The 21,261-nt window shown below is 49.8% G+C and carries 18 protein-coding genes; 13 read left to right on the top strand and 5 right to left on the bottom strand.

Going from position 1 to position 21,261, the window contains the following annotated elements; all coding sequences use genetic code 11:
- Positions 1 to 104 precede the first annotated feature (104 nt).
- Positions 105 to 1,580, top strand: coding sequence for a MocR-like pyridoxine biosynthesis transcription factor PdxR (gene pdxR, locus OH663_RS10580; protein ID WP_045445087.1), 1,476 nt, complete (start codon positions 105 to 107; stop codon positions 1,578 to 1,580).
- A 42-nt stretch (positions 1,581 to 1,622) separates the two neighbouring features.
- Here pdxR and uxuA read toward each other — a convergent pair whose 3' ends face one another.
- On the bottom strand, positions 1,623 to 2,813 hold the full coding sequence (uxuA, locus tag OH663_RS10585) for a mannonate dehydratase (RefSeq protein WP_200010125.1): 1,191 nt from the start codon (positions 2,811 to 2,813) through the stop codon (positions 1,623 to 1,625).
- Positions 2,814 to 3,015: 202 nt separating this feature from the next.
- Between uxuA and OH663_RS10590 the strand changes: the two genes are divergently transcribed.
- From OH663_RS10590 to yejF, 9 genes are all read left to right on the top strand, one after another.
- Positions 3,016 to 4,482, top strand: coding sequence for a mannitol dehydrogenase family protein (locus OH663_RS10590; protein WP_045445093.1), 1,467 nt, complete (start codon positions 3,016 to 3,018; stop codon positions 4,480 to 4,482).
- A gap of 267 nt (positions 4,483 to 4,749) precedes the next feature.
- Complete coding sequence (locus OH663_RS10595) at positions 4,750 to 5,736, top strand: CobW family GTP-binding protein (protein ID WP_200010127.1); 987 nt, start codon at positions 4,750 to 4,752, stop codon at positions 5,734 to 5,736.
- A gap of 33 nt (positions 5,737 to 5,769) precedes the next feature.
- Complete coding sequence (locus OH663_RS10600) at positions 5,770 to 6,483, top strand: phosphatase PAP2 family protein (RefSeq protein WP_045445099.1); 714 nt, start codon at positions 5,770 to 5,772, stop codon at positions 6,481 to 6,483.
- Positions 6,484 to 6,896: 413 nt separating this feature from the next.
- Entirely contained in the window at positions 6,897 to 7,466 is a 570-nt protein-coding gene (mepS, locus tag OH663_RS10605; RefSeq protein WP_045445102.1) for a bifunctional murein DD-endopeptidase/murein LD-carboxypeptidase, read from the top strand.
- 184 nt (positions 7,467 to 7,650) lie between these two features.
- Positions 7,651 to 9,207, top strand: coding sequence for a cyclic di-GMP phosphodiesterase (locus OH663_RS10610; RefSeq protein WP_045445105.1), 1,557 nt, complete (start codon positions 7,651 to 7,653; stop codon positions 9,205 to 9,207).
- A gap of 112 nt (positions 9,208 to 9,319) precedes the next feature.
- Positions 9,320 to 11,134: an extracellular solute-binding protein gene (locus OH663_RS10615; RefSeq protein WP_200010128.1), complete on the top strand. Its 1,815-nt coding sequence runs from the start codon at positions 9,320 to 9,322 to the stop codon at positions 11,132 to 11,134.
- Positions 11,135 to 12,229 carry a microcin C ABC transporter permease YejB gene (locus tag OH663_RS10620; protein ID WP_045445111.1) on the top strand — a complete coding sequence of 365 codons (1,095 nt, stop codon included), beginning with the start codon at positions 11,135 to 11,137 and terminating at the stop codon, positions 12,227 to 12,229.
- Positions 12,229 to 13,254, top strand: a complete 1,026-nt coding sequence (locus OH663_RS10625; RefSeq protein WP_045445114.1) for an ABC transporter permease — start codon at positions 12,229 to 12,231, stop codon at positions 13,252 to 13,254. Before OH663_RS10620 ends, OH663_RS10625 begins: the two co-directional genes overlap by 1 nt.
- A gap of 1 nt (position 13,255) precedes the next feature.
- Entirely contained in the window at positions 13,256 to 14,845 is a 1,590-nt protein-coding gene (gene yejF / locus OH663_RS10630) for a microcin C ABC transporter ATP-binding protein YejF (protein WP_200010129.1), read from the top strand.
- Between the two features lie 3 nt (positions 14,846 to 14,848).
- Here yejF and OH663_RS10635 read toward each other — a convergent pair whose 3' ends face one another.
- From OH663_RS10635 to rsuA, 3 genes are all read right to left on the bottom strand, one after another.
- The gene (locus OH663_RS10635; protein WP_045445119.1) at positions 14,849 to 15,193 is read right to left on the bottom strand and encodes a YejG family protein; all 345 of its coding nucleotides are present in this window, start codon (positions 15,191 to 15,193) and stop codon (positions 14,849 to 14,851) included.
- A gap of 328 nt (positions 15,194 to 15,521) precedes the next feature.
- Positions 15,522 to 16,718 carry a Bcr/CflA family multidrug efflux MFS transporter gene (locus tag OH663_RS10640; protein ID WP_200010130.1) on the bottom strand — a complete coding sequence of 399 codons (1,197 nt, stop codon included), beginning with the start codon at positions 16,716 to 16,718 and terminating at the stop codon, positions 15,522 to 15,524.
- Positions 16,719 to 16,733: 15 nt separating this feature from the next.
- A complete protein-coding gene (rsuA, locus tag OH663_RS10645; RefSeq protein WP_045445126.1) occupies positions 16,734 to 17,441 on the bottom strand; it encodes a 16S rRNA pseudouridine(516) synthase RsuA in 708 nt (235 codons plus the stop codon).
- 152 nt (positions 17,442 to 17,593) lie between these two features.
- Between rsuA and radD the strand changes: the two genes are divergently transcribed.
- On the top strand, positions 17,594 to 19,354 hold the full coding sequence (radD, locus tag OH663_RS10650) for a DNA repair helicase RadD (protein WP_045445129.1): 1,761 nt from the start codon (positions 17,594 to 17,596) through the stop codon (positions 19,352 to 19,354).
- A gap of 124 nt (positions 19,355 to 19,478) precedes the next feature.
- A complete protein-coding gene (rplY, locus tag OH663_RS10655) occupies positions 19,479 to 19,763 on the top strand; it encodes a 50S ribosomal protein L25 (protein WP_045445132.1) in 285 nt (94 codons plus the stop codon).
- 110 nt (positions 19,764 to 19,873) lie between these two features.
- On the opposite strand, the gene yejK is transcribed toward rplY, so the two are convergent.
- Positions 19,874 to 20,881, bottom strand: coding sequence for a nucleoid-associated protein YejK (yejK, locus tag OH663_RS10660; protein WP_005129293.1), 1,008 nt, complete (start codon positions 20,879 to 20,881; stop codon positions 19,874 to 19,876).
- Positions 20,882 to 21,015: 134 nt separating this feature from the next.
- Here yejK and OH663_RS10665 point away from each other — a divergent pair, with 134 nt between their 5' ends.
- Positions 21,016 to 21,243 (top strand): YejL family protein, encoded by a 228-nt coding sequence (locus tag OH663_RS10665; protein WP_003027506.1) that lies wholly within the window; start codon positions 21,016 to 21,018, stop codon positions 21,241 to 21,243.
- Positions 21,244 to 21,261: the final 18 nt, after the last annotated feature.

Below are 21,261 nucleotides of genomic sequence, written 5' to 3' on the forward strand. Positions count from 1 at the left end.
CTGAAGGTGGGGCGTAGGAACAGCACCGACTCTATGAGGCGCGTCAAAATAGTGGAAAGCCGAAAGTCGTAATATGCCAATAATGTTTTAATAAGGAATTTCTCATGCTGACACTGTCTCTCAACAGAGAAAGCCGTACTCCACTGCAATTGCAGATCTTTCAATTTTATTTCCAGGCTATTCAGCAGGGAGATTTGCTTTGCGGTGACAAACTGCCCTCTATCCGTGAGCAAGCCCAGACGTTAAATGTTGCCAAGATTACGATAGTTATGGCGTATGAAAAGCTCATGACGGCGGGCTTTATTAAGAGCCGGCAGGGTATTGGTTATGAAGTGATCTTTACGGCTCCGGTGCGTAGCCCCCCAACACACGTGACCTCTGCAGAAGGCTCTCCGCCAGTAAAGCCCAAGCCTGCGGGGGCTTCCACCGATGTCTACGGTGAGATGGGCAGAGAGTTCTATTGCCGGATGGGCGTTCCCGATCCCAATGCCTTTCCCTGGGCAAGTTGGCGAAAATGGAATAATGCTCCCAGTGTACTTAAGGAACAATTGCTTACTCGTTATCATTCACCAAATGGATTATTTCCATTACGTGATCAAATGGTCAGATACCTTAATTTATCCCGAGGTATTAATACTCGTGCAGAGAACATCATTATTACCAATGGGATTCAGGAAGGATTATCTCTGCTTAGCCAAATATTTATTATTCATCATGCTGTATCACAGAAAAAAAAGTGTCATGTTGTGACCGAATCCCCTTGTTATTCTGGCGCATGGCACCTGTTTAATTATTACGGCGCGGATATTACCCCTGTTGCAGTCGATAGCCATGGCCTACGCACTGATAATTTACCCGAAGTTGAAACCCAGCTTTGTTATGTGACACCAGCTCATCAATACCCGATGGGAAATGTTCTGTCGTTAGAACGACGAAAGTCATTACTGACCTGGGCACAGCGCGTTGGAGCCTACATCATTGAAGATGACTATGATGCCGTTTTTACCTACGGAGAGAATCCTCTTCCGGCACTGAAAGCCATGGACTATCACGATCGGGTTATCTATATGGGGACATTCTCAAAAACGCTGGGGCCGGGGGTGCGTCTCGGCTATCTCGTTTGTCCTGATGAGCTTCTACCGGCTGTACAGAATATGAAAGCGCTAAATAACAACGGCAGCCAGTGGTTATTGCAGCAGTTTTTAGCTGAGCTCATGCAAAATCAGGTGTTTTATACCCATCTTGGCAAACTTGCCTGCAGCTATGCAGCACGTCTTACCCTATTGCGTGACGGCCTTTCAGTTTTGTTTCCTGAAGGGAAAATCGATGGTGCGACGGCAGGCCTGCACCTCTCTTTGCGCATAGCCAGATCACCCGAGGTTATCGCAAAACTGCAAGCGCGCTGTCTGCAGGCAGGTATCCGTTTTGATACGCTGGAGAACATTGAAAATGGTTCGGAAGATGCCTGGCGTAAAGAGAACAGCGACGCTGTCATGTTTTTCGGTTTTGGTGGGTTGCAAATACAGCAGATAAACAAGGTACTGACGGTGCTGGAGCAGGCATTATTGCAGCCCTGGTGATGAACAGGGATCGAGCCTGACGCTCAATCCCTGTTAGCGACATTACAACAGATCGCGGAACTGTGTTTGTTTCAGTGCCAGTTCAACACCACGAACTTCAGCCAGCCCTTTCAGACGACCAATAGCAGAGTAGCCTGGGTTGGTTTTTTTGTGCAGATCGTCAAGCATCTGGTGTCCATGATCCGGACGCATCGGGATTGGACGCAGATCGCCCGCCTTCTTACGACGCTGTTCTTCGGTCAGAATGGCAGCCACTACCGATACCATATCCACATCACCTTGTAAGTGTGCGCCTTCATGGAAAGTTTTCGGGTTTTCTTCACGGCAGGTTGAGCGCAAATGCGTAAAGTGGATACGATCACCAAAGGTTTCAATCATTTTCACCAGATCGTTATCCGCACGCACACCGTATGATCCGGTACACATGGTGAAACCGTTATAGATGCTGTCTACCGTTTCTTTCAGCCACTGCATATCTTCAATCGTAGAAACGATACGTGGCAGGCCGAGGATCGGGCGTGGCGGATCGTCAGGGTGTACGGCCAGGCGCACGCCAACTTCTTCTGCTACCGGTACGATCGCACGCAGGAAAACAGCCATATTATTACGCAGATCATCTTTGCTGATGCCGTCGTATTCCGCCAGACGCGCGCGGAATTGATCCAGGGTATAACCTTCTTCAGCACCTGGCAGACCAGCGATAATATTGCGGGTCAGCTTTTCAATATCAGCGGCGCTCATGGAATTGAAATAGTCCCGGGCCTGGCGCTGCTCTTCCACGGTGTAATCCACCTCAGCACCTGGACGTTGCAGGATGTGCAACTCAAAGGCTGCAAACGCTATCTGATCAAAACGCAACGCTTTAGAGCCGTCCGGCAACTGATATTCAAGGTCAGTACGCGTCCAGTCGAGAATCGGCATGAAGTTATAACACACGGTATCAATGCCGCAGGTCGCCAGATTACGGATACTTTGCTGATAATTCGCAATCCACGTTTGATATTGCCCGGAGAGCGTTTTGATATCTTCGTGAACCGGAATACTTTCCACCACCGACCAGGTCAGCCCCTTTTCAGCCAGAATGGCCTGGCGTTTTTGAATCTCTTCGACGGGCCACACTTCACCGTTGGGAATATGGTGCAAGGCGGTCACAACACCAGTTGCGCCAGCCTGACGCACATCATCAAGCGATACCGGATCGTTAGGTCCGTACCAACGCCAGGTTTGTTCCATTGGTTCACCTCATAAGTTGTTATACCAAATTAAGTTGCGCGAATGACGACTACCATACAGGCATCCGTTGAATGATCAACAGAACGCCGATGATTGATTGATCAAGCTCACATTCCCCGGATAAATAAGGCACACCAATTTAATTTGCTGTCATATAACTTTATACTGGCATTGTTAATTAATGGTTAATCAGGTGTATTTAATGAAAACTATTGCCTCCGCCCAACTCCCGGAAAATGTACTGATGCCTCAGTACGATCGACAACAATTAAAAACGCGGATCGTACATTTTGGTTTCGGGGCATTTCACCGTGCTCATCAGGCCTTATTGACCGATCGGGTACTGAATGCACAGGGTGGCGATTGGGGAATTTGTGAGATCAGTCTGTTCAGTGGCGATCGACTGATGAGTCAACTTCGTGAGCAGGATCATTTATATACCGTGTTAGAAAAAGGCGCGCATGGCAATCAGTCAATTGTTATTGGCGCCGTCAAAGAGTGTCTGAACGCTAAGCTGGATTCACTGGCAGCCATTATTGAAAAATTCTGCGAGCCACAGGTGGCTATTGTTTCCTTAACCATAACCGAAAAAGGTTACTGTATTGATCCGGCGACAGGGACGCTTGATATCTCCAACCCGCGCATTGTTCACGATTTACAGACGCCGGATGAACCGCACTCAGCACCAGGTATCATTGTTGAAGCCCTGCACCGCCGACGCGAACGAGGAGTGCCTCCTTTTACCGTACTCTCCTGCGATAACATCCCGGACAATGGCCATGTGGTAAAAAATGCCGTACTGGGAATGGCAGAAAAGCGATCGCCTGAACTGGCGCTGTGGATACAAGAGCATGTCAGTTTTCCTGGCACCATGGTAGACCGCATTGTCCCGGCCGCGACCGAAGAGTCACTGGATGAAATTGCCCATGAATTGGGCGTTGCCGACCCTTGTGCAATCAGCTGCGAGCCTTTTATCCAGTGGGTCGTCGAAGATAACTTTGTCTCTGGTCGCCCCCAGTGGGAGCGCGCGGGCGTACAGATGGTCGATGACGTTCTGCCGTGGGAACAAATGAAACTGCGAATGCTCAACGGCAGCCATTCGTTTCTGGCCTATCTCGGTTATCTGGCCGGATTTCAACACATCAGCGACTGTATGCAAGACAGTGCGTTTCGTAAAGCCGCTTACTGCCTGATGCTCAATGAACAGGCCCCCACGCTGCAAATCACCGACGTTGATTTAGACCTGTACGCCACCAGCCTGCTGGAACGCTTTGCCAACCCGGCGCTAAAGCACAAAACCTGGCAAATCGCGATGGACGGGAGCCAGAAATTACCGCAGCGCATGCTGGAAAGCATCCGCGTACATTTAGCGCGCCAAAGCGAATGGCCCTTGCTGGCACTCGGTATTGCGGGCTGGATGCGTTACGTTAGCGGGGTGGACGATGCAGGCTCAGCCATAGATATACGCGACCCGATGAGTGAAAAAATCCGCACAATTGTCGAGCGCAGTACGGAATCAGAACGTGTCACCGCATTACTTTCCTTGCACGAAATTTTTGCCACCGATCTGGTGCAAAATTCGCAATTTGTCAGCGCCATTGAGCAGGCATGGCAACGTATTGCCCAGCACGGTGCGCACCAGGCAGTAATTGATACGTTAAAAAATTAACGATCTCTGCCATTAAGAGCCTATCCCATTAGGCGTAGATTGTTGCAGTCAGTTTGGATACGAACAGCGCGGAACAACCGAAGCGTGCATGCAGTACGTGAGGATTATCGGCACTGCCAGGATACAAAATGACAAATAAAATAGCCTAATGGGATAGGCTCTAAACAGGACGAAGCATTCCTTCGTCCTCTCTCCCCTTCTCTTTTTCATTTTTTTTCGCCAGGATTATTGAACGCTATCACGGCATTTTATAATTCTGGAGCAAACGTGACTAAAACCAACCTCATTACCGGTTTTCTCGGCAGTGGCAAAACCACCTCGATTCTTCATTTACTGGCGAACAAAGATCCCGCAGAGAAGTGGGCCGTGCTGGTCAATGAATTTGGTGAAGTCGGTATTGACGGTGCATTGTTGGCTGACAGCGGAGCGCTGCTAAAGGAGATCCCCGGTGGCTGCATGTGCTGCGTTAACGGTTTACCGATGCAGGTTGGTCTCAATACGCTGTTGCGCCAGGGAAAACCTGACCGGCTGCTGATCGAACCTACCGGTCTTGGGCACCCAAAACAGATTCTGGACTTACTCACCGCTCCGGTTTACGAACCATGGATCGATCTGCGCGCCACGCTCTGCATCCTTGACCCACGCCTGTTACTGGACGAAAAAAGCGTCGCTAATGATAACTTCCGCGATCAGCTAGCTGCCGCAGATGTCATTGTCGCCAACAAATCAGATCGCGCCACAATGGAAAGCAAGAATGCCCTGCAAACCTGGTGGCAGCATTACGGCGGAAATCGCCAGTTGATTCATGCCGAGCACGGAAAAATTGACGGGCAGTTACTGGATTTACCGCGACTGAATCTGGCTGAACTTCCCTCCAGCGCAGCGCACACCCACCAACATGCTGACAAAAAGGGGTTGGCGGCGCTGAGTCTGCCTGCACAACAACGCTGGCGTCGTAGCCTGAACAGTGGGCAGGGTCATCAGGCCTGTGGCTGGATTTTTGATGCTGATACCGTGTTCGATACCATCGGCCTGCTGGAATGGTCACGTCTTGCCCCGGTCGGGCGCGTAAAGGGCGTTATGCGTATTAAAGAAGGACTGGTGCGGATTAATCGTCAGGGCGACGACTGGCATATTGAGACACAAAATGTCGCACCGCCGGACAGCCGTATTGAACTCATCTCAGACACTGAGACCGACTGGAATGCGTTACAGAGCGCATTGTTGAGGCTTCGTTTAGACGGTTGCGCGTAAGGTTGCCTGCGTTTTTAGCAATGGAAAACGACGATGAAAACTCGATACCCTCTTATCCTTATGCTCAACATCGCTGGCCTGGCGCTGTTTCTGTCATGGTACATTCCGACCGGGCATGGTTTCTGGTTTTCTATTGATTATGGCGTCTTCCACTTCTTTAATCAGAAACTGGTTGAAAGCCCGCTCTTCCTGTGGATTGTTGCAATCACCAACAATCGGGCATTTGACGGCTGCTCATTGTTGGCGATGGGCGCACTAATGCTGAGTTTCTGGTTAAAAGAAACACCAACCGGGCGCCGGCGTATTGTCGCTATTGGCCTGGTGATGCTGCTCACTGCGGTGGTATTAAACCAGTTGGGCCAGGCGCTTATTCCGGTTAAACGCGCCAGCCCCACCCTGATGCTGGATAATATTAATCGCGTCAGTGAACTGCTGCATATTCCAACCAAAGATGCGTCAAGAGACAGTTTCCCTGGCGATCACGGTATGATGCTGCTTATTTTTTCCGCATTTATGCTGCGTTATTTCGGAAAAGTCGCAGGATTAATCGGCCTTATTATCGCTGTGGTTTTTGCATTTCCGCGTGTAATGATCGGCGCTCACTGGCTCACTGATATCGTGGTCGGTTCAATGACGGTAGTATTGATTGGACTGCCCTGGTGGCTAATGACGCCATTAAGCGACCGGATGGTGACTCTTTTTGCTAATTATCTTCCGGGTAAAAACAAACATTTTTTAAACAAATAACGCAAAGTAATTAACATCATCAGGGATACTTCTGATTCCCTGATGATGTTGAACAATAATTCATCATTTTAACTGTCATTCTCCTGTCATCTTATTCCTGTTGAAAATGAATGGATTGCATGTTTCCTACCCTGATTGTTCTTATTTTGACCAATGCCGTTTATTCACTTTCTGTATCACTTTTTCTTATAAAAAATCACATAAAATGACTCGCAATGACCGTAGCGATCAGGTAATCTCGAACTCGTTTTGCCTCGCGGGATAATTATTCTCTTTATGAATAAATTTGTGCGTTCTGCCACAGATTTGACCTTAAAGAATTGTCTCATCGTGCGTGGGTAATTAGTCTCGTCACGTTTGGCATTTTTTATAACGATATTTATCGTTAAGGACTTCAAGGGAAAACAAACAAAATGGTCAAATCTCAACCGATTTTGAGATATATCTTGCGGGGTATACCCGCGATAGCAGTTGCGGTTCTGCTTTCTGCATGTAGCACAACGAACACCGCCAAGAATATGCATTCTGAGACGCATGCTGTGGGCAATGGAGATAACTCTTCACTGCAAGCCTCTCAGGATGAATTTGAAAATATGGTCCGTAATATCGATGTTAAATCACGAATCATGGATCAATATGCTGACTGGAAAGGTGTGCGTTACCGCCTTGGCGGCAGCACTAAAAAAGGCATCGATTGTTCGAGTTTTGTACAGCGTACATTCCGTGAACAATTTGGTTTAGAGCTTCCTCGCTCAACTTACGAACAACAGGAAACGGGTAAATCCGTTTCGCGCACCAATCTGCGCACAGGCGATCTGGTTCTGTTCCGTGCTGGCTCCACTGGCCGTCACGTCGGTATTTATATCGGTAACAATCAGTTTGTCCACGCCTCGACCAGTAGTGGCGTTGTTATCTCCAGTATGAATGAGCCTTACTGGAAAAAACGCTACAACGAAGCTCGCCGGGTCCTGAGCCGCAGTTAATTTTCGTTTGGCAGCTATCCCTTGGCTATCCTGATGAGACTTTTAAAAAGCACTGCTTAGGCAGTGCTTTTTGCTTTACGCCTTCACTTAAGAAAAATCTCACTATGTGAGTCATTCCAGGTTATAGTCATACAGATTAAGCGGTTTAATAATAAGCGGTTACTTCGGGTAAACATCAGGAACTATGTTCAAACGCGCCTCTTCTTCCGGTCGGAAAATCCTGCTCACCTGTGTTTTAACGGGGTTAATCGTTGCATTATTCGTCAGCATTCTGCAATTTTTCATGTCATGGCATAATCGAGAAGTTAAGTACGATACGCTGGCGTCCGATATACAGCATCATGTGGAAAAATACTTCGCAGAACTCAGCTATACTGCCCAGGCACTACAGCCTCTGATCCCCAAAAGCTGTCAGCAAGTTTCATCTAAGCTCACTTCCAGCGCGGCTTTTAGCCTGAATGTTCGCGCTTTTTTGCTGGTAAAAGACGGCATCGCGTTCTGCTCGTCAGCAACCGGAGCGATGGACTCCCCTATTCAGTCATTGATACCCGGCCTGGATATCAGTAAAAAAATCGATATGGAGATCCAGTCTGGTACACCGATGATGCCGACCAAACCAGCCATAATGATTTGGTACCCTCATCCATCACTGGATAATAGTGGTGTATTTGCCTCTCTGAATATCAACCTGGCCCCTTACCTTCTCTATACTGCCCGGCAGGATGATTTTAAAGGTTTTGCCCTGCTCATCGGCAACACCGCAATCTCGACATTTTCTGCGCGATTAATGACGCTTGCCGATCTCCCCGATACCCCCTCACGTGAGGTGGCAATAGGTGACCTGCCGCTAAAGATACGGTTGTATACCGATGAGTGGACATACAACGACGTATGGTATGCCGTAATGTTGGGCTGCATGGGCGGGGTCATTGCCGCTTTACTCTGCTATTACATTTACTCAGTCCGTTTACGACCGGGTAAAGAGATCCTGGCAGCTATCAAGCACAATCAGTTTTATGTGGTCTACCAGCCCGTTATGGATATGCAGACGCTGGAAGTTAAAGGTGTCGAAATATTATTGCGCTGGCGCGATCCTACCGCAGGGGAAATTCCCCCCGATGCGTTTATTCACTATGCCGAATCACAGCAGATGATTGTGCCGTTGACCCAGCACCTGTTCGAACTGGTGTCCCGGGATGCGCCTGTGCTGCAAAAAGTGTTACCTGTTGGGGCCAAATTAGGGATCAATATTGCACCGACTCATCTGCACGACGAAAGTTTTAAAGACGATATTCAGCAACTGAAATCCTCGATGCCTGCGCAGCATTTTCAAATAGTCCTGGAAATTACCGAACGCGATATGCTTGATCAGCATGGAGCGACTCAAATATTTGAGTGGTTGCATTCCGCCGGGTTCGAAATTGCCATTGATGATTTTGGCACCGGCCATAGCGCACTCATCTATCTGGAACGTTTCACCGTCGATTACCTGAAAATCGATCGCGGTTTCGTCAAAGCTATTGGTACAGAAACCGTGACATCCCCGGTGCTGGACGCCGTATTGACTCTCTCCAGACGCCTCAATATGCTGACGGTTGCTGAAGGGGTGGAAACCCTGGAGCAAGCCCGTTGGTTACGCGCCCATGGGGTTAATTTTTTTCAGGGATATTGGGTCAGCCGTCCGCTGACTCTTGATAATTTCGTACGCTGGATGGCTAAACCCGATATGCCAAAATGGTGATGGCGTCATGTAATGTATACAAACACGATACAATAGCCGACGAATCCCTTATTGTTCAGGCATGATATCTGTTGGATAGCGACAGGTGACTGGAAAAGGAAACCATCTTCATATGATCCGACGCGTATTATTACTTTTCATCGCCCTGATTGGTTTTAGCGTACAGGCCCAAACCATCAAAGAAAGCTATGCGTTTGCTGTGCTGGGCGAACCAAAATACGCGTTCAATTTTAATCACTTCGATTATGTTAATCCTGCAGCCCCCAAAGGGGGACAGATCACCCTCTCAGCCATTGGTACATTCGACAACTTTAACCGCTATTCAGTGCGTGGCAATCCCGGTGCGCGCACCGAAACGCTCTATGACACCTTATTTACCACGTCTGACGATGAACCAGGCAGTTACTATCCGCTCATCGCCGATAGCGCACGCTATGCTGACAACTACTCATGGGTAGAAATCACTATTAATCCACGCGCGCGATTTCACGATGGTTCACCCATCACCGCCGCAGACGTCGCATTCACCTTCCAGAAATTTATGACAGAAGGCGTGCCGCAGTTTCGTCTGGTCTACAAAGGCACGACCGTCAAAGCAATCGCCCCGTTAACCGTACGGATTGAATTAGCCAAGCCAGGCAAAGAAGACATGCTCAGCCTGTTTTCATTACCCGTTATGCCAGAGAAGTACTGGAAAGATCACAAGCTCAGCGACCCGTTGCCCTCCCCTCCACTCGCCAGCGGTCCTTACCGCATCACCCAGTGGAAAATGGGACAGTATATAGTCTATTCGCGCGTCAAAGATTATTGGGCCGCTGACCTGCCGGTCAATCGCGGGCGCTGGAACTTTAATACCATTCGATACGATTACTATCTTGATGACAACGTCGCCTTTGAGGCGTTTAAAGCCGGGGCTTTTGACCTGCGCCTTGAGAGCGATGCTAAAAACTGGGCAACACGCTATACCGGTAAAAATTTTGCTAATCACCACATCGTCAAAGATGAACAAAAAAACGAATCCGCACAGGATACTCGCTGGTTAGCCTTTAATATCCAACGTCCGGTATTCAATGACCGGCGTGTGCGTGAAGCCATTACGCTGGCTTTTGATTTTGAATGGATGAATAATGCTCTGTTTTATAATGCCTGGAGCCGAACAAACAGCTATTTTCAGAATACGGAGTATGCCGCGAGAAATTACCCTGACGCGGATGAACTGGTCATACTCGCACCAATGAAGAAAGATCTGCCAACCGAGGTTTTCAATCAAATCTATCAGCCTCCGGTATCTCAAGGCGATGGTTACGATCGTGAGAATTTGTTGAAAGCTAGTGCGTTACTGGATCAGGCTGGATGGGTGTTGAAGGGCCAGCGGAGGATTAACAGCACCAACGGCAAACCACTGGCATTCGAACTGTTACTCCCGGCAGGCAGTAACAGTCAGTGGGTATTACCGTTTCAACACAACCTGCAACGGCTAGGCATTACCATGAATATCCGCCAGGTCGATAACTCGCAAATCACTAACCGCTTGCGCAGTCGCGACTATGACATGATGCCGAGGTTATATCGCGCGACGCCATGGCCAAGTTCGGATCTGCAAATCCTTTGGGCCTCAGAATATATCGATTCCAGCTATAACGCCCCTGGCGTGCAAAGCCCGGTCATTGATAAGTTGATTAACCAAATCATTGCGGCACAGGGTGATAAAGCAAAGCTGATCCCTTTGGGACGCGCGCTGGACAGGGTATTAACCTGGAACTATTACATGCTGCCGATGTGGTTTATGGCAGAGGATCGCCTGGCCTGGTGGGACAAATTTTCACATCCGGCCATCCGCCCCATTTATACCATTGGTCTGGATACCTGGTGGTATGACGTTAACAAAGCGGCAAAACTTCCCGCAGCCAGACGACAGGGAGAATAAATGGGCGCTTATCTGATACGACGTCTGCTGCTGGTGATCCCGACGCTTTGGGCCATCATTACTATCAACTTTTTTATCGTGCAGATTGCACCTGGCGGCCCAGTCGAGCAGGCCGTTGCCGCCATTGAATTCGGTCAGTCCGGGGCATTGCCAGGCGCGGGTAGTGAAGGAGTTCGCGCCAGTCATGCGCAAACTGGCGTCGGGAATATCAGTGACAGTAATTATCGAGGCGGACGCGGCCTTGATCCGGAAGTGATCGCCGAAATTACCCGCCGTTACGGATTCGATAAGCCCATTCACGAGCGTTATTTCAAAATGCTCTGGGACTATGTTCGTTTCGACTTTGGCGATAGCCTGTTTCGTAGTGCCTCGGTAATCACGTTGATTAAAGACAGCCTGCCTGTTTCAGTTACTCTGGGGTTATGGAGTACGCTCATCATCTACCTGGTGTCGATTCCACTCGGGATCCGTAAAGCGGTGTATAACGGTAGCCGCTTTGACGTGTGGAGCAGCGCATTCATTATTATCGGCTATGCGATCCCCGCCTTCCTGTTTGCTATTGTATTGATCGTTTTCTTTGCTGGCGGCAGTTACTACGACCTCTTTCCCTTACGGGGCCTGGTTTCCGCTAATTTTGACACACTGCCCTGGTATCAGAAGGTAACCGACTATCTCTGGCACATCACCTTACCGGTGCTGGCAACGGTGGTTGGCGGATTTGCCGCGCTGACCATGCTGACCAAAAACTCATTTCTGGATGAGGTTCGTAAGCAGTATGTTGTCACCGCACGAGCCAAAGGCGTTAGCGAAAAGAATATTCTGTGGAAACACGTTTTCCGTAACGCCATGCTGTTAGTGATAGCAGGCTTCCCAGCTACCTTTATCAGCATGTTTTTCACCGGTTCGCTGCTTATTGAAGTGATGTTTTCGCTTAATGGCCTGGGATTACTAGGTTATGAATCTACCGTGTCACGCGACTACCCGGTGATGTTTGGCACACTCTACATCTTCACCCTGATCGGCCTGCTGCTCAATATCCTGAGTGATATCAGCTATACACTGGTCGATCCTCGTATAGATTTTGAGGGACGCTAATGCCGCGATTAAGCCCCGTCAATCAGGCCCGCTGGGCACGTTTTCGCCATAATCGTCGCGGTTACTGGTCGCTATGGATTTTTCTGGTGCTGTTCGGGCTCAGCTTGTGCTCCGAACTGATTGCGAACGATAAGCCATTGCTGGTGCGCTATGAAGGCGGCTGGTATTTCCCTCTCGTCAAAAACTACAGCGAAAGCGACTTCGGCGGACCGTTGGCAACCAAAGCCGATTATCAGGATCCGTGGCTACAGCAGCGTCTGGAAAGTCAGGGATGGATCCTGTGGGCTCCCGTACGCTTTGGAGCCACCAGCATTAACTTTGCCACCGACAAGCCCTTCCCTTCTCCACCGTCGGTACAAAACTGGCTGGGTACGGATGCAAATGGTGGCGATGTGCTGGCGCGGATCCTCTATGGCACACGTATTTCGATTCTTTTTGGTTTGATGTTAACCCTGTGCTCCAGCGTCATGGGCGTTATGGCGGGTGCGCTACAGGGCTACTACGGCGGAAAAGTGGATCTGTGGGGGCAACGATTCATTGAAGTGTGGTCAGGTATGCCGACGCTGTTTCTGATTATTTTGCTATCAAGCGTCGTACAACCGAACTTCTGGTGGCTGCTGGCCATCACGGTACTGTTTGGCTGGATGAGTCTGGTTGGTGTGGTACGCGCCGAATTTTTACGCACGCGAAACTTTGATTACATTCGCGCCGCTCAGGCTCTAGGCGTGAGCGATCGCAACATTATCCTGCGCCATATGTTGCCGAATGCAATGGTCGCCGCCCTGACCTTTTTACCGTTTATATTATGCGCCTCAATCACTACGCTCACATCACTGGATTTTCTGGGCTTCGGCTTACCGCTCGGCTCACCATCGCTGGGAGAACTCCTTTTACAGGGTAAAAACAATTTGCAGGCGCCGTGGCTTGGGATCACAGCCTTTGTGTCCGTAGCCCTCTTACTCTCGCTACTGATTTTTATTGGTGAAGCGGTGCGTGACGCGTTTGACCCCAACAAGGCGATATAAGATGACACAACCTCTGTTAGCCATTGAGAATTTGTCGGTTGGTTTTCGCCAGCAGGAAACCGTGCGTACCGTGGTCAATAATGTCTCGTTGCGTGTTGAAGCAGGTCAAACCCTGGCACTGGTGGGTGAATCTGGCTCGGGTAAGAGCGTCACCGCGCTGTCGATTTTACGTTTATTGCCCTCCCCTCCGGCGGTATACCTCTCCGGCGATATCCGTTTTCACGGTGAACCATTACTCCACGCTAACGAGCAGACGCTACGCGGCGTACGGGGAAATAAAATCGCAATGATTTTTCAGGAGCCGATGGTGTCGCTGAACCCGCTCCATAGTCTGGAGAAACAACTCTATGAGGTGCTGTCACTTCACCGGGGAATGCGTCGGGAGGCTGCACGGGCAGAAATCCTGAATTGTCTGGATCGCGTAGGGATACGTCAGGCGGCAAAACGTCTGGCGGACTATCCGCACCAGCTTTCCGGCGGCGAACGCCAGCGCGTCATGATCGCGATGGCGCTACTAACACGTCCGGAGCTGTTAATTGCCGATGAGCCCACTACCGCGCTGGATGTGTCCGTGCAGGCACAGATCCTGCAACTGCTACGGGAATTGCAGCGCGAATTGAACATGGGTCTGCTGTTTATCACCCATAATCTCAGCATTGTGAAAAAACTGGCAGATTCCGTTGCAGTTATGCAAAACGGTCAGTGTGTTGAACAAAATCAGGCCGGGATACTGCTTTCATCCCCTTCCCATCCCTACACGCAAAAATTATTAAACAGCGAACCTTCTGGCGAGCCGGTACCGTTACCGGCCGGACAATCTCCCTTGCTGGAAGTTGAGCGTCTCTGTGTCGGTTTTCCCGTTCGCAAAGGCATCCTCAAACGCGTAGTGGACCATAATGTGGTGGTTAATAACGTCAGCTTTTCTTTGAAAGCTGGGGAAACGTTAGGGCTGGTAGGTGAATCAGGCTCAGGCAAAAGCACCACTGGCCTGGCTCTACTGAGGCTAATCGCATCACAAGGGAGTATTGTATTTGATGGTCACGCGCTGCATACGTTAAATCGTCGTCAGCTGTTGCCGGTGCGCCATCGCATTCAGGTTGTCTTTCAGGACCCAAATTCTTCACTGAATCCGCGTTTGAGTGTTCTACAGATCATTGAAGAAGGATTGCGGGTTCACCAGCCAACCCTTTCGGCAGAACAACGCGAAGCACAAGTGAAAGCGGTCATGGCAGAAGTGGGGCTGGATTCTGAAACGCGACATCGCTATCCTGCGGAATTTTCCGGTGGTCAACGCCAACGCATCGCAATTGCCAGAGCCTTAATTTTAAAACCATCACTTATCATTCTGGATGAGCCAACATCCTCACTCGACAGAACCGTACAGGCGCAAATCCTGACGCTGCTGAAGTCATTACAGGAAAAGCATCGCCTGGCTTATATCTTCATCAGCCATGATTTGCATGTTGTACGTGCGTTGTGCCATCAGGTGATTGTGCTAAGGCAGGGAGAGGTCGTGGAACAGGGGCAATGCGAGCACGTATTTAACGCACCACACCAGGAATATACGCGTCAGCTGCTCGCGCTAAGCTGACGCTCAAAATGGATTGTTGTTTGAAAAAGGTTCCGCTATCGCCACACCGAAATTTTTCAGCCTGCAGGTTGCGGCAAATTCATCCTGGCGATTTACAAACAGGCACGGTTCCCCTTCACATTCCAGAACGGAACAAGGAACCTCAATGTCGCTGAGCGCCTGACTGAGTTTATGCATTACCGACCACGCGCTGTCACCGTCGGGACTGAGCAATTTGAGCGCCACCAGGCTGTTCTCCGTGCTCTGACCGTTTTGCGGAATCGGTTCAACCTTTGAACCTGCGAAACCCACCGACCAACGATAGCACTGCGGCAGACGATGAACGATTGAGAGTTGTAATGTAGTCACTTTTATTCCCCGGAAGCACAATTACTTCACAATTATTTTACACCAATATTAACACATCATTGACATCACGTCTTTAGAGAGTTAGTAAACGTTTACATCCAGTCCGTATGCGGCTTACTTAGCCAGGTATTTAAATTTATTTATCAATTCGGACATCTTTGCGGGCTATATGTACTCGTTTCTGCGATCTAACTCAACCTTTTTAACTACAATGGTGTGACTTTTTACATAAATTGATTTTACATAAAATAAACATAAGCTGGGGAAATGATAGATTTGCTGTTGATGTACATCAACTCTGAAGGCCTTGTGGCCTCCAGGTTGTGTATTAGATCACCGTTTTTTTTGCACGGCTGGCATAGAGATAGAAAAGAATTGAACTGGTAGCACAAAATGCTATCGACCAGATCATCGGCCAGGCTGAATTAAAGGTCGCCAGTGACAACAGCGCACCAACAATAGCGCCAATGCCAAAGCGGAAAGTCCCGGCCAGCGATGACGCCGTACCTGCCATATGCGGGAACTCATCCAGAATGACTGCCATCGCGTTTGATGACACCATCGACACGCAACCGACAAACGCAGCAACACCAACCACCAGCGCCCAGAACCCTAGCCCGAACAACGCGCTGAATACCATCCAGCCTGCCATAACGAACTGGATCCATAGCCCGGTGCGGAACATATTTAATGCCCCAACCCGACGGACAAATCGGCTGTTGATAATTGTCATCACAAACAGGAAGACGATGTTCAGCGCAAAGTAATAGCCGAAATTCTGTGGCGAAACATGGTTGATCTCAATGTAGACAAAGGGTCCGGCGCTAAGGAATGAGAACATCCCAGCAAAACTAAACCCACTGGCCAGCATGTAGCTCAAGACCCGCTTGTGTCGAAACAACGAGGCGAAGTTCCCCATTGTCGTGCGCAGGCGAAAAGGCTGACGGCGCTCGACGGGCAGAGTCTCTTTGATAAGGGTAAAAATCATCACCGAGGCCAGAATTGCTGCTAAGGCCAGGATCCAAAAGATGTAGTGCCAGCTTAACCATACTAATACCCAGCCCCCCACGATCGGGGCCATCAACGGAGCAATTGTCGTGACCAGCATGACGAATGACATCATGCGCGAAAATTCTTCTTTCGGATAAATATCGCGCATCAGAGCATTGATAACCACGCTCGCTGCCGCAGCCGCCAGGCCATGGAAGAAACGCATAGTGATCAATTGCTCGATAGTTTGCGCCAACGCACAAGCAACGGCCGCCGCGGCGAAAACCAGCGTTCCCCCCAAAATCACCGGCTTGCGCCCAATGCTGTCTGCCATTGGGCCATAGAGCAGCTGCCCTACCGCGAATCCCAGAATATAGGTACTGAGAGTCATTTGCGCACTGCCCGCAGGCACGCCAAACTGAGCTGAAATCACCGGCAGAGCCGGAAGATACATATCGATCGACAACGGCATCAACATGGCCAACAAGCCAAGGATAAAAACAATGGCAATTGAAGAGTTCTGCCGAGTGGTCACATTTAGCTCCTGAAATTAACGAGGGGTTAAGTTAACGCTGGCAATTTCTTCTTCGGTCAATGGACGGTACTCACCAGGCGCAAGATCGTCATCAAGCTTGATGGCACCGATTCGCTCACGATGCAGCGCCACAACGTGGTTCCCCACGGCAGCAAACATACGTTTAACCTGATGATAGCGCCCTTCACTGATGGTCAAACGGACCTGCGTAGGCGTAATGACTTCCAGCACCGCCGGTTTAGTGAGATCTTTCTCATTATGCAGTTGAACACCCCGGGTAAACTGTTCGGCGGTATCTTCTGCCACCGGCGACTCCAGCGTCACCAGATAGGTTTTCTCACAATGGTGACGCGGAGAAGTGATGCGATGTGACCACTGTCCATCATCGGTCATCAGTACCAGCCCGGTCGTATCAATGTCCAGACGCCCAGCCGCATGCAGTTTGTAGGCAACAGGCTCATCAAGGAAATAGAGCACCGTCGGATGATCCGGGTCATCCGTTGAGCAAACATAGCCCTGAGGTTTATTAAGCATAAAATAGCGCGGGCCATTTTGTTGAACCAGGGAATTGCCGTCATATTCAACGTCATGTTCTGGCAGCAGTTTAAACGCGCTATTTCTGACGATTTCACCATCAACGGTAACACGGTTACCACGGATTTCACGCCCGGCAATAGCGCGGCTGACGCCGAGTTGCTGAGCGATAAATTTATCAAGTCGCATGAGTGTGATTTTGCCTGTAACAATACGGAAATCGAGCGTTATGCCCGAAAAGTGGAGCCGTTTTCCGCCCAGTATAACGAGCTAACAACTTCCCTCAAGGGAAAAAGATTCGTGGCATACTATTCATCGTTACCATTTATCACAGTGAGACCATGACTTTTACACTTCGTCCCTACCAAAAAGAAGCCGTGGATGCCACGCTCAACCACTTTCGTCACCACCGCACACCTGCGGTAATCGTCCTGCCAACCGGAGCCGGTAAAAGTCTGGTGATTGCCGAACTGGCTCGCGTGGCGCGTGGGCGCGTGTTAGTGCTGGCACATGTAAAAGAACTGGTCGCGCAAAACCACGCAAAGTACTGCGCACTAGGGCTGGAAGCTGATATTTTTGCCGCGGGTCTGAAGCGTAAAGAGAGTCATGGAAAAGTGGTTTTCGGTAGCGTGCAATCAGTCGCACGCAATCTTGAGGCGTTTCAGGCTGAGTTTTCCCTGTTAATCGTCGATGAGTGCCATCGCATCGGTGATGATGAAGAAAGTCAGTATCAGCAAATCCTTACTCACCTGACCAAAGTAAACCCTCACTTGCGCCTGCTCGGTCTTACCGCCACACCTTTTCGTCTCGGTAAAGGCTGGATTTACCATTTTCATTATCATGGCATGGTGCGCGGAGATGAAAAGGCGCTGTTTCGTGACTGCATTTACGAATTACCGCTGCGCTACATGATTAAACATGGCTATCTGACGCCACCAGAACGCCTTGATATGCCAGTAGTCCAGTATGACTTTAGTCGCCTGCAGGCGCAGAGTAATGGCTTGTTTAGCGAAGCTGACCTTAACCGGGAGCTGAAAAAGCAGCAGCGAATAACGCCGCATATCATCAGCCAGATTATTGAGTTTGCCCAGACGCGCAAAGGGGTAATGATTTTCGCCGCCACCGTTGAGCACGCTAAAGAGATTCTCGGGCTGTTACCTGCTGACGATGCTGCTCTCATTACTGGCGATACACCAGGAAGCGAGCGCGACGTACTTATTGAAAACTTTAAAGCACAACGCTTTCGCTACCTGGTCAACGTGGCGGTATTAACCACCGGATTTGATGCCCCGCACGTCGACCTCATTGCGATCCTGCGCCCTACCGAGTCAGTTAGTCTTTACCAACAGATTGTCGGGCGCGGGTTACGACTGGCACCAGGCAAGACCGATTGTCTGATCCTCGACTACGCAGGTAATCCACACGATTTGTACGCCCCGGAAGTCGGCGCGCCGAAAGGGAAAAGCGACAATGTCCCGGTACAGGTTTTCTGTCCAGCCTGCGGGTTTGCAAACACCTTCTGGGGAAAGATGACCGCCGATGGCACGCTGATTGAACATTTTGGCCGACGCTGTCAGGGCTGGTTTGAAGATGATGATGGCCATCGTGAACAGTGCGATTTTCGTTTCCGCTTTAAAAATTGTCCGCAATGCAATGCTGAAAATGACATCGCCGCCCGGCGCTGTCGTGAGTGCGATACCGTCCTGGTCGACCCGGATGATATGCTAAAGGCGGCGTTGAGGCTCAAAGATGCGCTGGTCCTGCGTTGTAGCGGAATGGTGCTACAGAATGGTCAGGATGACAAAGGCGAATGGCTGAAAATCACCTATTACGATGAAGATGGCGCAGATGTCAGCGAGCGCTTTCGCTTGCACACTCCCGCTCAACGCACTGCGTTTGAGCAGCTATTTATTCGCCCTCACACCCGAACACCGGGTATTCCATTACGCTGGATAACCGCCGCAGATATTCTTGCGCAACAGGCCCTGTTACGGTATCCCGATTTTGTGGTCGCACGCATGAAAGGTCAGTACTGGCAAGTCCGAGAAAAGGTCTTCGATTATGAAGGCCGCTTCCGGCGAGCACATGAATTACGTGGTTAATTGTACTTTTGATTGATGTACCAGCCGTTTGAGTATAGAATCTCGCCCGCTTTTGCATACGCAAAGCAGATCACTTACCTGTTGCTGGGTCGCCTGTAACAGGACTTAATTAAGAGAGATTTAAATGTTTACTATCAATGCAGAAGTACGTAAAGAGCAGGGTAAGGGTGCGAGCCGCCGCCTGCGTACCGCTAACAAGTTCCCGGCAATCATCTACGGTGGCGCAGAAGCCCCGATTGCTATCGAACTGGATCACGATTCAATCATGAACATGCAAGCTAAAGCTGAATTTTACAGCGAAGTTCTGACCATCGTTGTTGACGGTAAAGAAGTTAAAGTTAAAGCTCAGGCAGTACAGCGTCATCCGTTCAAGCCAAAACTGGCTCACATCGACTTCGTTCGCGCGTAATCGCCAACAAGTTGAAGAAAAACCCCGCCTCGGCGGGGTTTTTTTATGGCATCTTGTGAACGATGATGACACAGGCCGGGGAGATGTTTACATCACAGCCCGGCATCCACTTATTTTCCGCCCGAAGTCCGACGCTGTAGCTGATCGCGCAGATTCGGTGGAGTACCTTTGATGGTTAAGGTATCCGTTGCCGGATCCCAGAAGATACGCTCACCCAACAGCATGGCATCAAAGTTAATCGTCAACCCACCGCCGCTCCCGGCAAACTTGGTTAACTGGCGCAGTGTACTGCGATCCGCCGGGAAGCTCTCTTCCAGCTCATACCCTTTATCAGCAGTAAACTCACTGAAACTGACTTCACTGACGCCGGAAAGCTCTTTCGACAGTGACTCCAGCTCAATCTCTTCACCCGCCTGGAGCTGCTCGTTACAGTAGCTGTAAACCTGCTGACGCACATTCTGGCGCTCGGCTTTGTCCAGTTGAGCTTCGGCGGTAAAGTCATCCACAGCTTGCAGTAAGCCTCGGTTTTGCGCTTTGGCGTTCAGCCCTTCGCTGGCACCAAGAAAATCCATAAAGAAATCAGCAACTTTACGCCCTACCCGACCTTTCAGGAAAGTCAGGTAGCGTGTGGACTCGGGATTAGTCTCCCACTCGGTTAAATCAATGCGTGCCACGATGTCTGCATGATTGATATCCAGATAGTGCGTCGGGTTGATATCCAGGTTTTCATTGACGCGCATGCTGCTCAAATTGTTCAGCACTGCGACCAGCAGGTACTCTACCGCCAGATAGCGATAATGGCAGAACAGTACGATCCCACCGTCGGCAAACGGATATTTCGCCAGTTCGTCACGCAAACGCCCCGTCGCAGCACGACTAAACGCCAGAAAATCCTCTTCTCCCTGGCGCTGCAAACGCAAGGTTTGCGCCAGTTCGCTCTCTTCGCTAAAGAGGCCATACGCTTTGTTCTTAGCGCTGTACACCCGATGCAGTTCAGCCATCATCTCGACAACGGTCGCTGTCGGTTCCAGTAATGAATCGCGCAAGACCAGCTCAAGGTTCTGCTCATCACGCTTGATAAGCTGGTGCAGGGCAATCTGGTTGATATCCAGACTCATGATAAACTCTCCTTTAAGACCGGGCGGTATTCAACCACCTGCCGGGCAGTGACGCAATAGAAGATAAAAAAGCAGAAAAAAAACTGTCGCTACGGTAATATGTTGCCCTTTCATGAACAGACTGATTTCGATTTATGCCACAAATTTCCCGCTATAGTGATGAACACGTTGAACAATTGTTGAATGAGATGCTCAACGTACTGGAAAAACATAAGGCGCCGACCGATCTTTCCCTGATGGTGCTGGGAAACATGGTCACTAACCTTATCAATACAAGCATCGCTCCGGCCCAGCGCCAGGCGATTGCAAACTCTTTTGCCCGCGCATTACAGTCTTCGGTAAACGACGACCAAGCGCATTGAGAGCCTGCTCCGGGGAAA

It is taken from the genome of Citrobacter sp. Marseille-Q5395 (assembly GCF_947057495.1).
In the GTDB taxonomy this organism is placed as follows: domain Bacteria; phylum Pseudomonadota; class Gammaproteobacteria; order Enterobacterales; family Enterobacteriaceae; genus Citrobacter; species Citrobacter murliniae.

What these genes read in the sequence shown, in the direction of transcription:
- pdxR (WP_045445087.1), top strand. Translation starts at nt 105, where the DNA reads ATGCTGACACTGTCTCTCAACAGAGAAAGCCGTACTCCACTGCAATTG.
- uxuA (WP_200010125.1), bottom strand. Translation starts at nt 2,813, where the DNA reads ATGGAACAAACCTGGCGTTGGTACGGACCTAACGATCCGGTATCGCTT.
- OH663_RS10590 (WP_045445093.1), top strand. Translation starts at nt 3,016, where the DNA reads ATGAAAACTATTGCCTCCGCCCAACTCCCGGAAAATGTACTGATGCCT.
- OH663_RS10600 (WP_045445099.1), top strand. Translation starts at nt 5,770, where the DNA reads ATGAAAACTCGATACCCTCTTATCCTTATGCTCAACATCGCTGGCCTG.
- mepS (WP_045445102.1), top strand. Translation starts at nt 6,897, where the DNA reads ATGGTCAAATCTCAACCGATTTTGAGATATATCTTGCGGGGTATACCC.
- OH663_RS10610 (WP_045445105.1), top strand. Translation starts at nt 7,651, where the DNA reads ATGTTCAAACGCGCCTCTTCTTCCGGTCGGAAAATCCTGCTCACCTGT.
- OH663_RS10615 (WP_200010128.1), top strand. Translation starts at nt 9,320, where the DNA reads ATGATCCGACGCGTATTATTACTTTTCATCGCCCTGATTGGTTTTAGC.
- OH663_RS10620 (WP_045445111.1), top strand. Translation starts at nt 11,135, where the DNA reads ATGGGCGCTTATCTGATACGACGTCTGCTGCTGGTGATCCCGACGCTT.
- OH663_RS10625 (WP_045445114.1), top strand. Translation starts at nt 12,229, where the DNA reads ATGCCGCGATTAAGCCCCGTCAATCAGGCCCGCTGGGCACGTTTTCGC.
- yejF (WP_200010129.1), top strand. Translation starts at nt 13,256, where the DNA reads ATGACACAACCTCTGTTAGCCATTGAGAATTTGTCGGTTGGTTTTCGC.
- rsuA (WP_045445126.1), bottom strand. Translation starts at nt 17,441, where the DNA reads ATGCGACTTGATAAATTTATCGCTCAGCAACTCGGCGTCAGCCGCGCT.
- radD (WP_045445129.1), top strand. Translation starts at nt 17,594, where the DNA reads ATGACTTTTACACTTCGTCCCTACCAAAAAGAAGCCGTGGATGCCACG.
- rplY (WP_045445132.1), top strand. Translation starts at nt 19,479, where the DNA reads ATGTTTACTATCAATGCAGAAGTACGTAAAGAGCAGGGTAAGGGTGCG.
- yejK (WP_005129293.1), bottom strand. Translation starts at nt 20,881, where the DNA reads ATGAGTCTGGATATCAACCAGATTGCCCTGCACCAGCTTATCAAGCGT.
- OH663_RS10665 (WP_003027506.1), top strand. Translation starts at nt 21,016, where the DNA reads ATGCCACAAATTTCCCGCTATAGTGATGAACACGTTGAACAATTGTTG.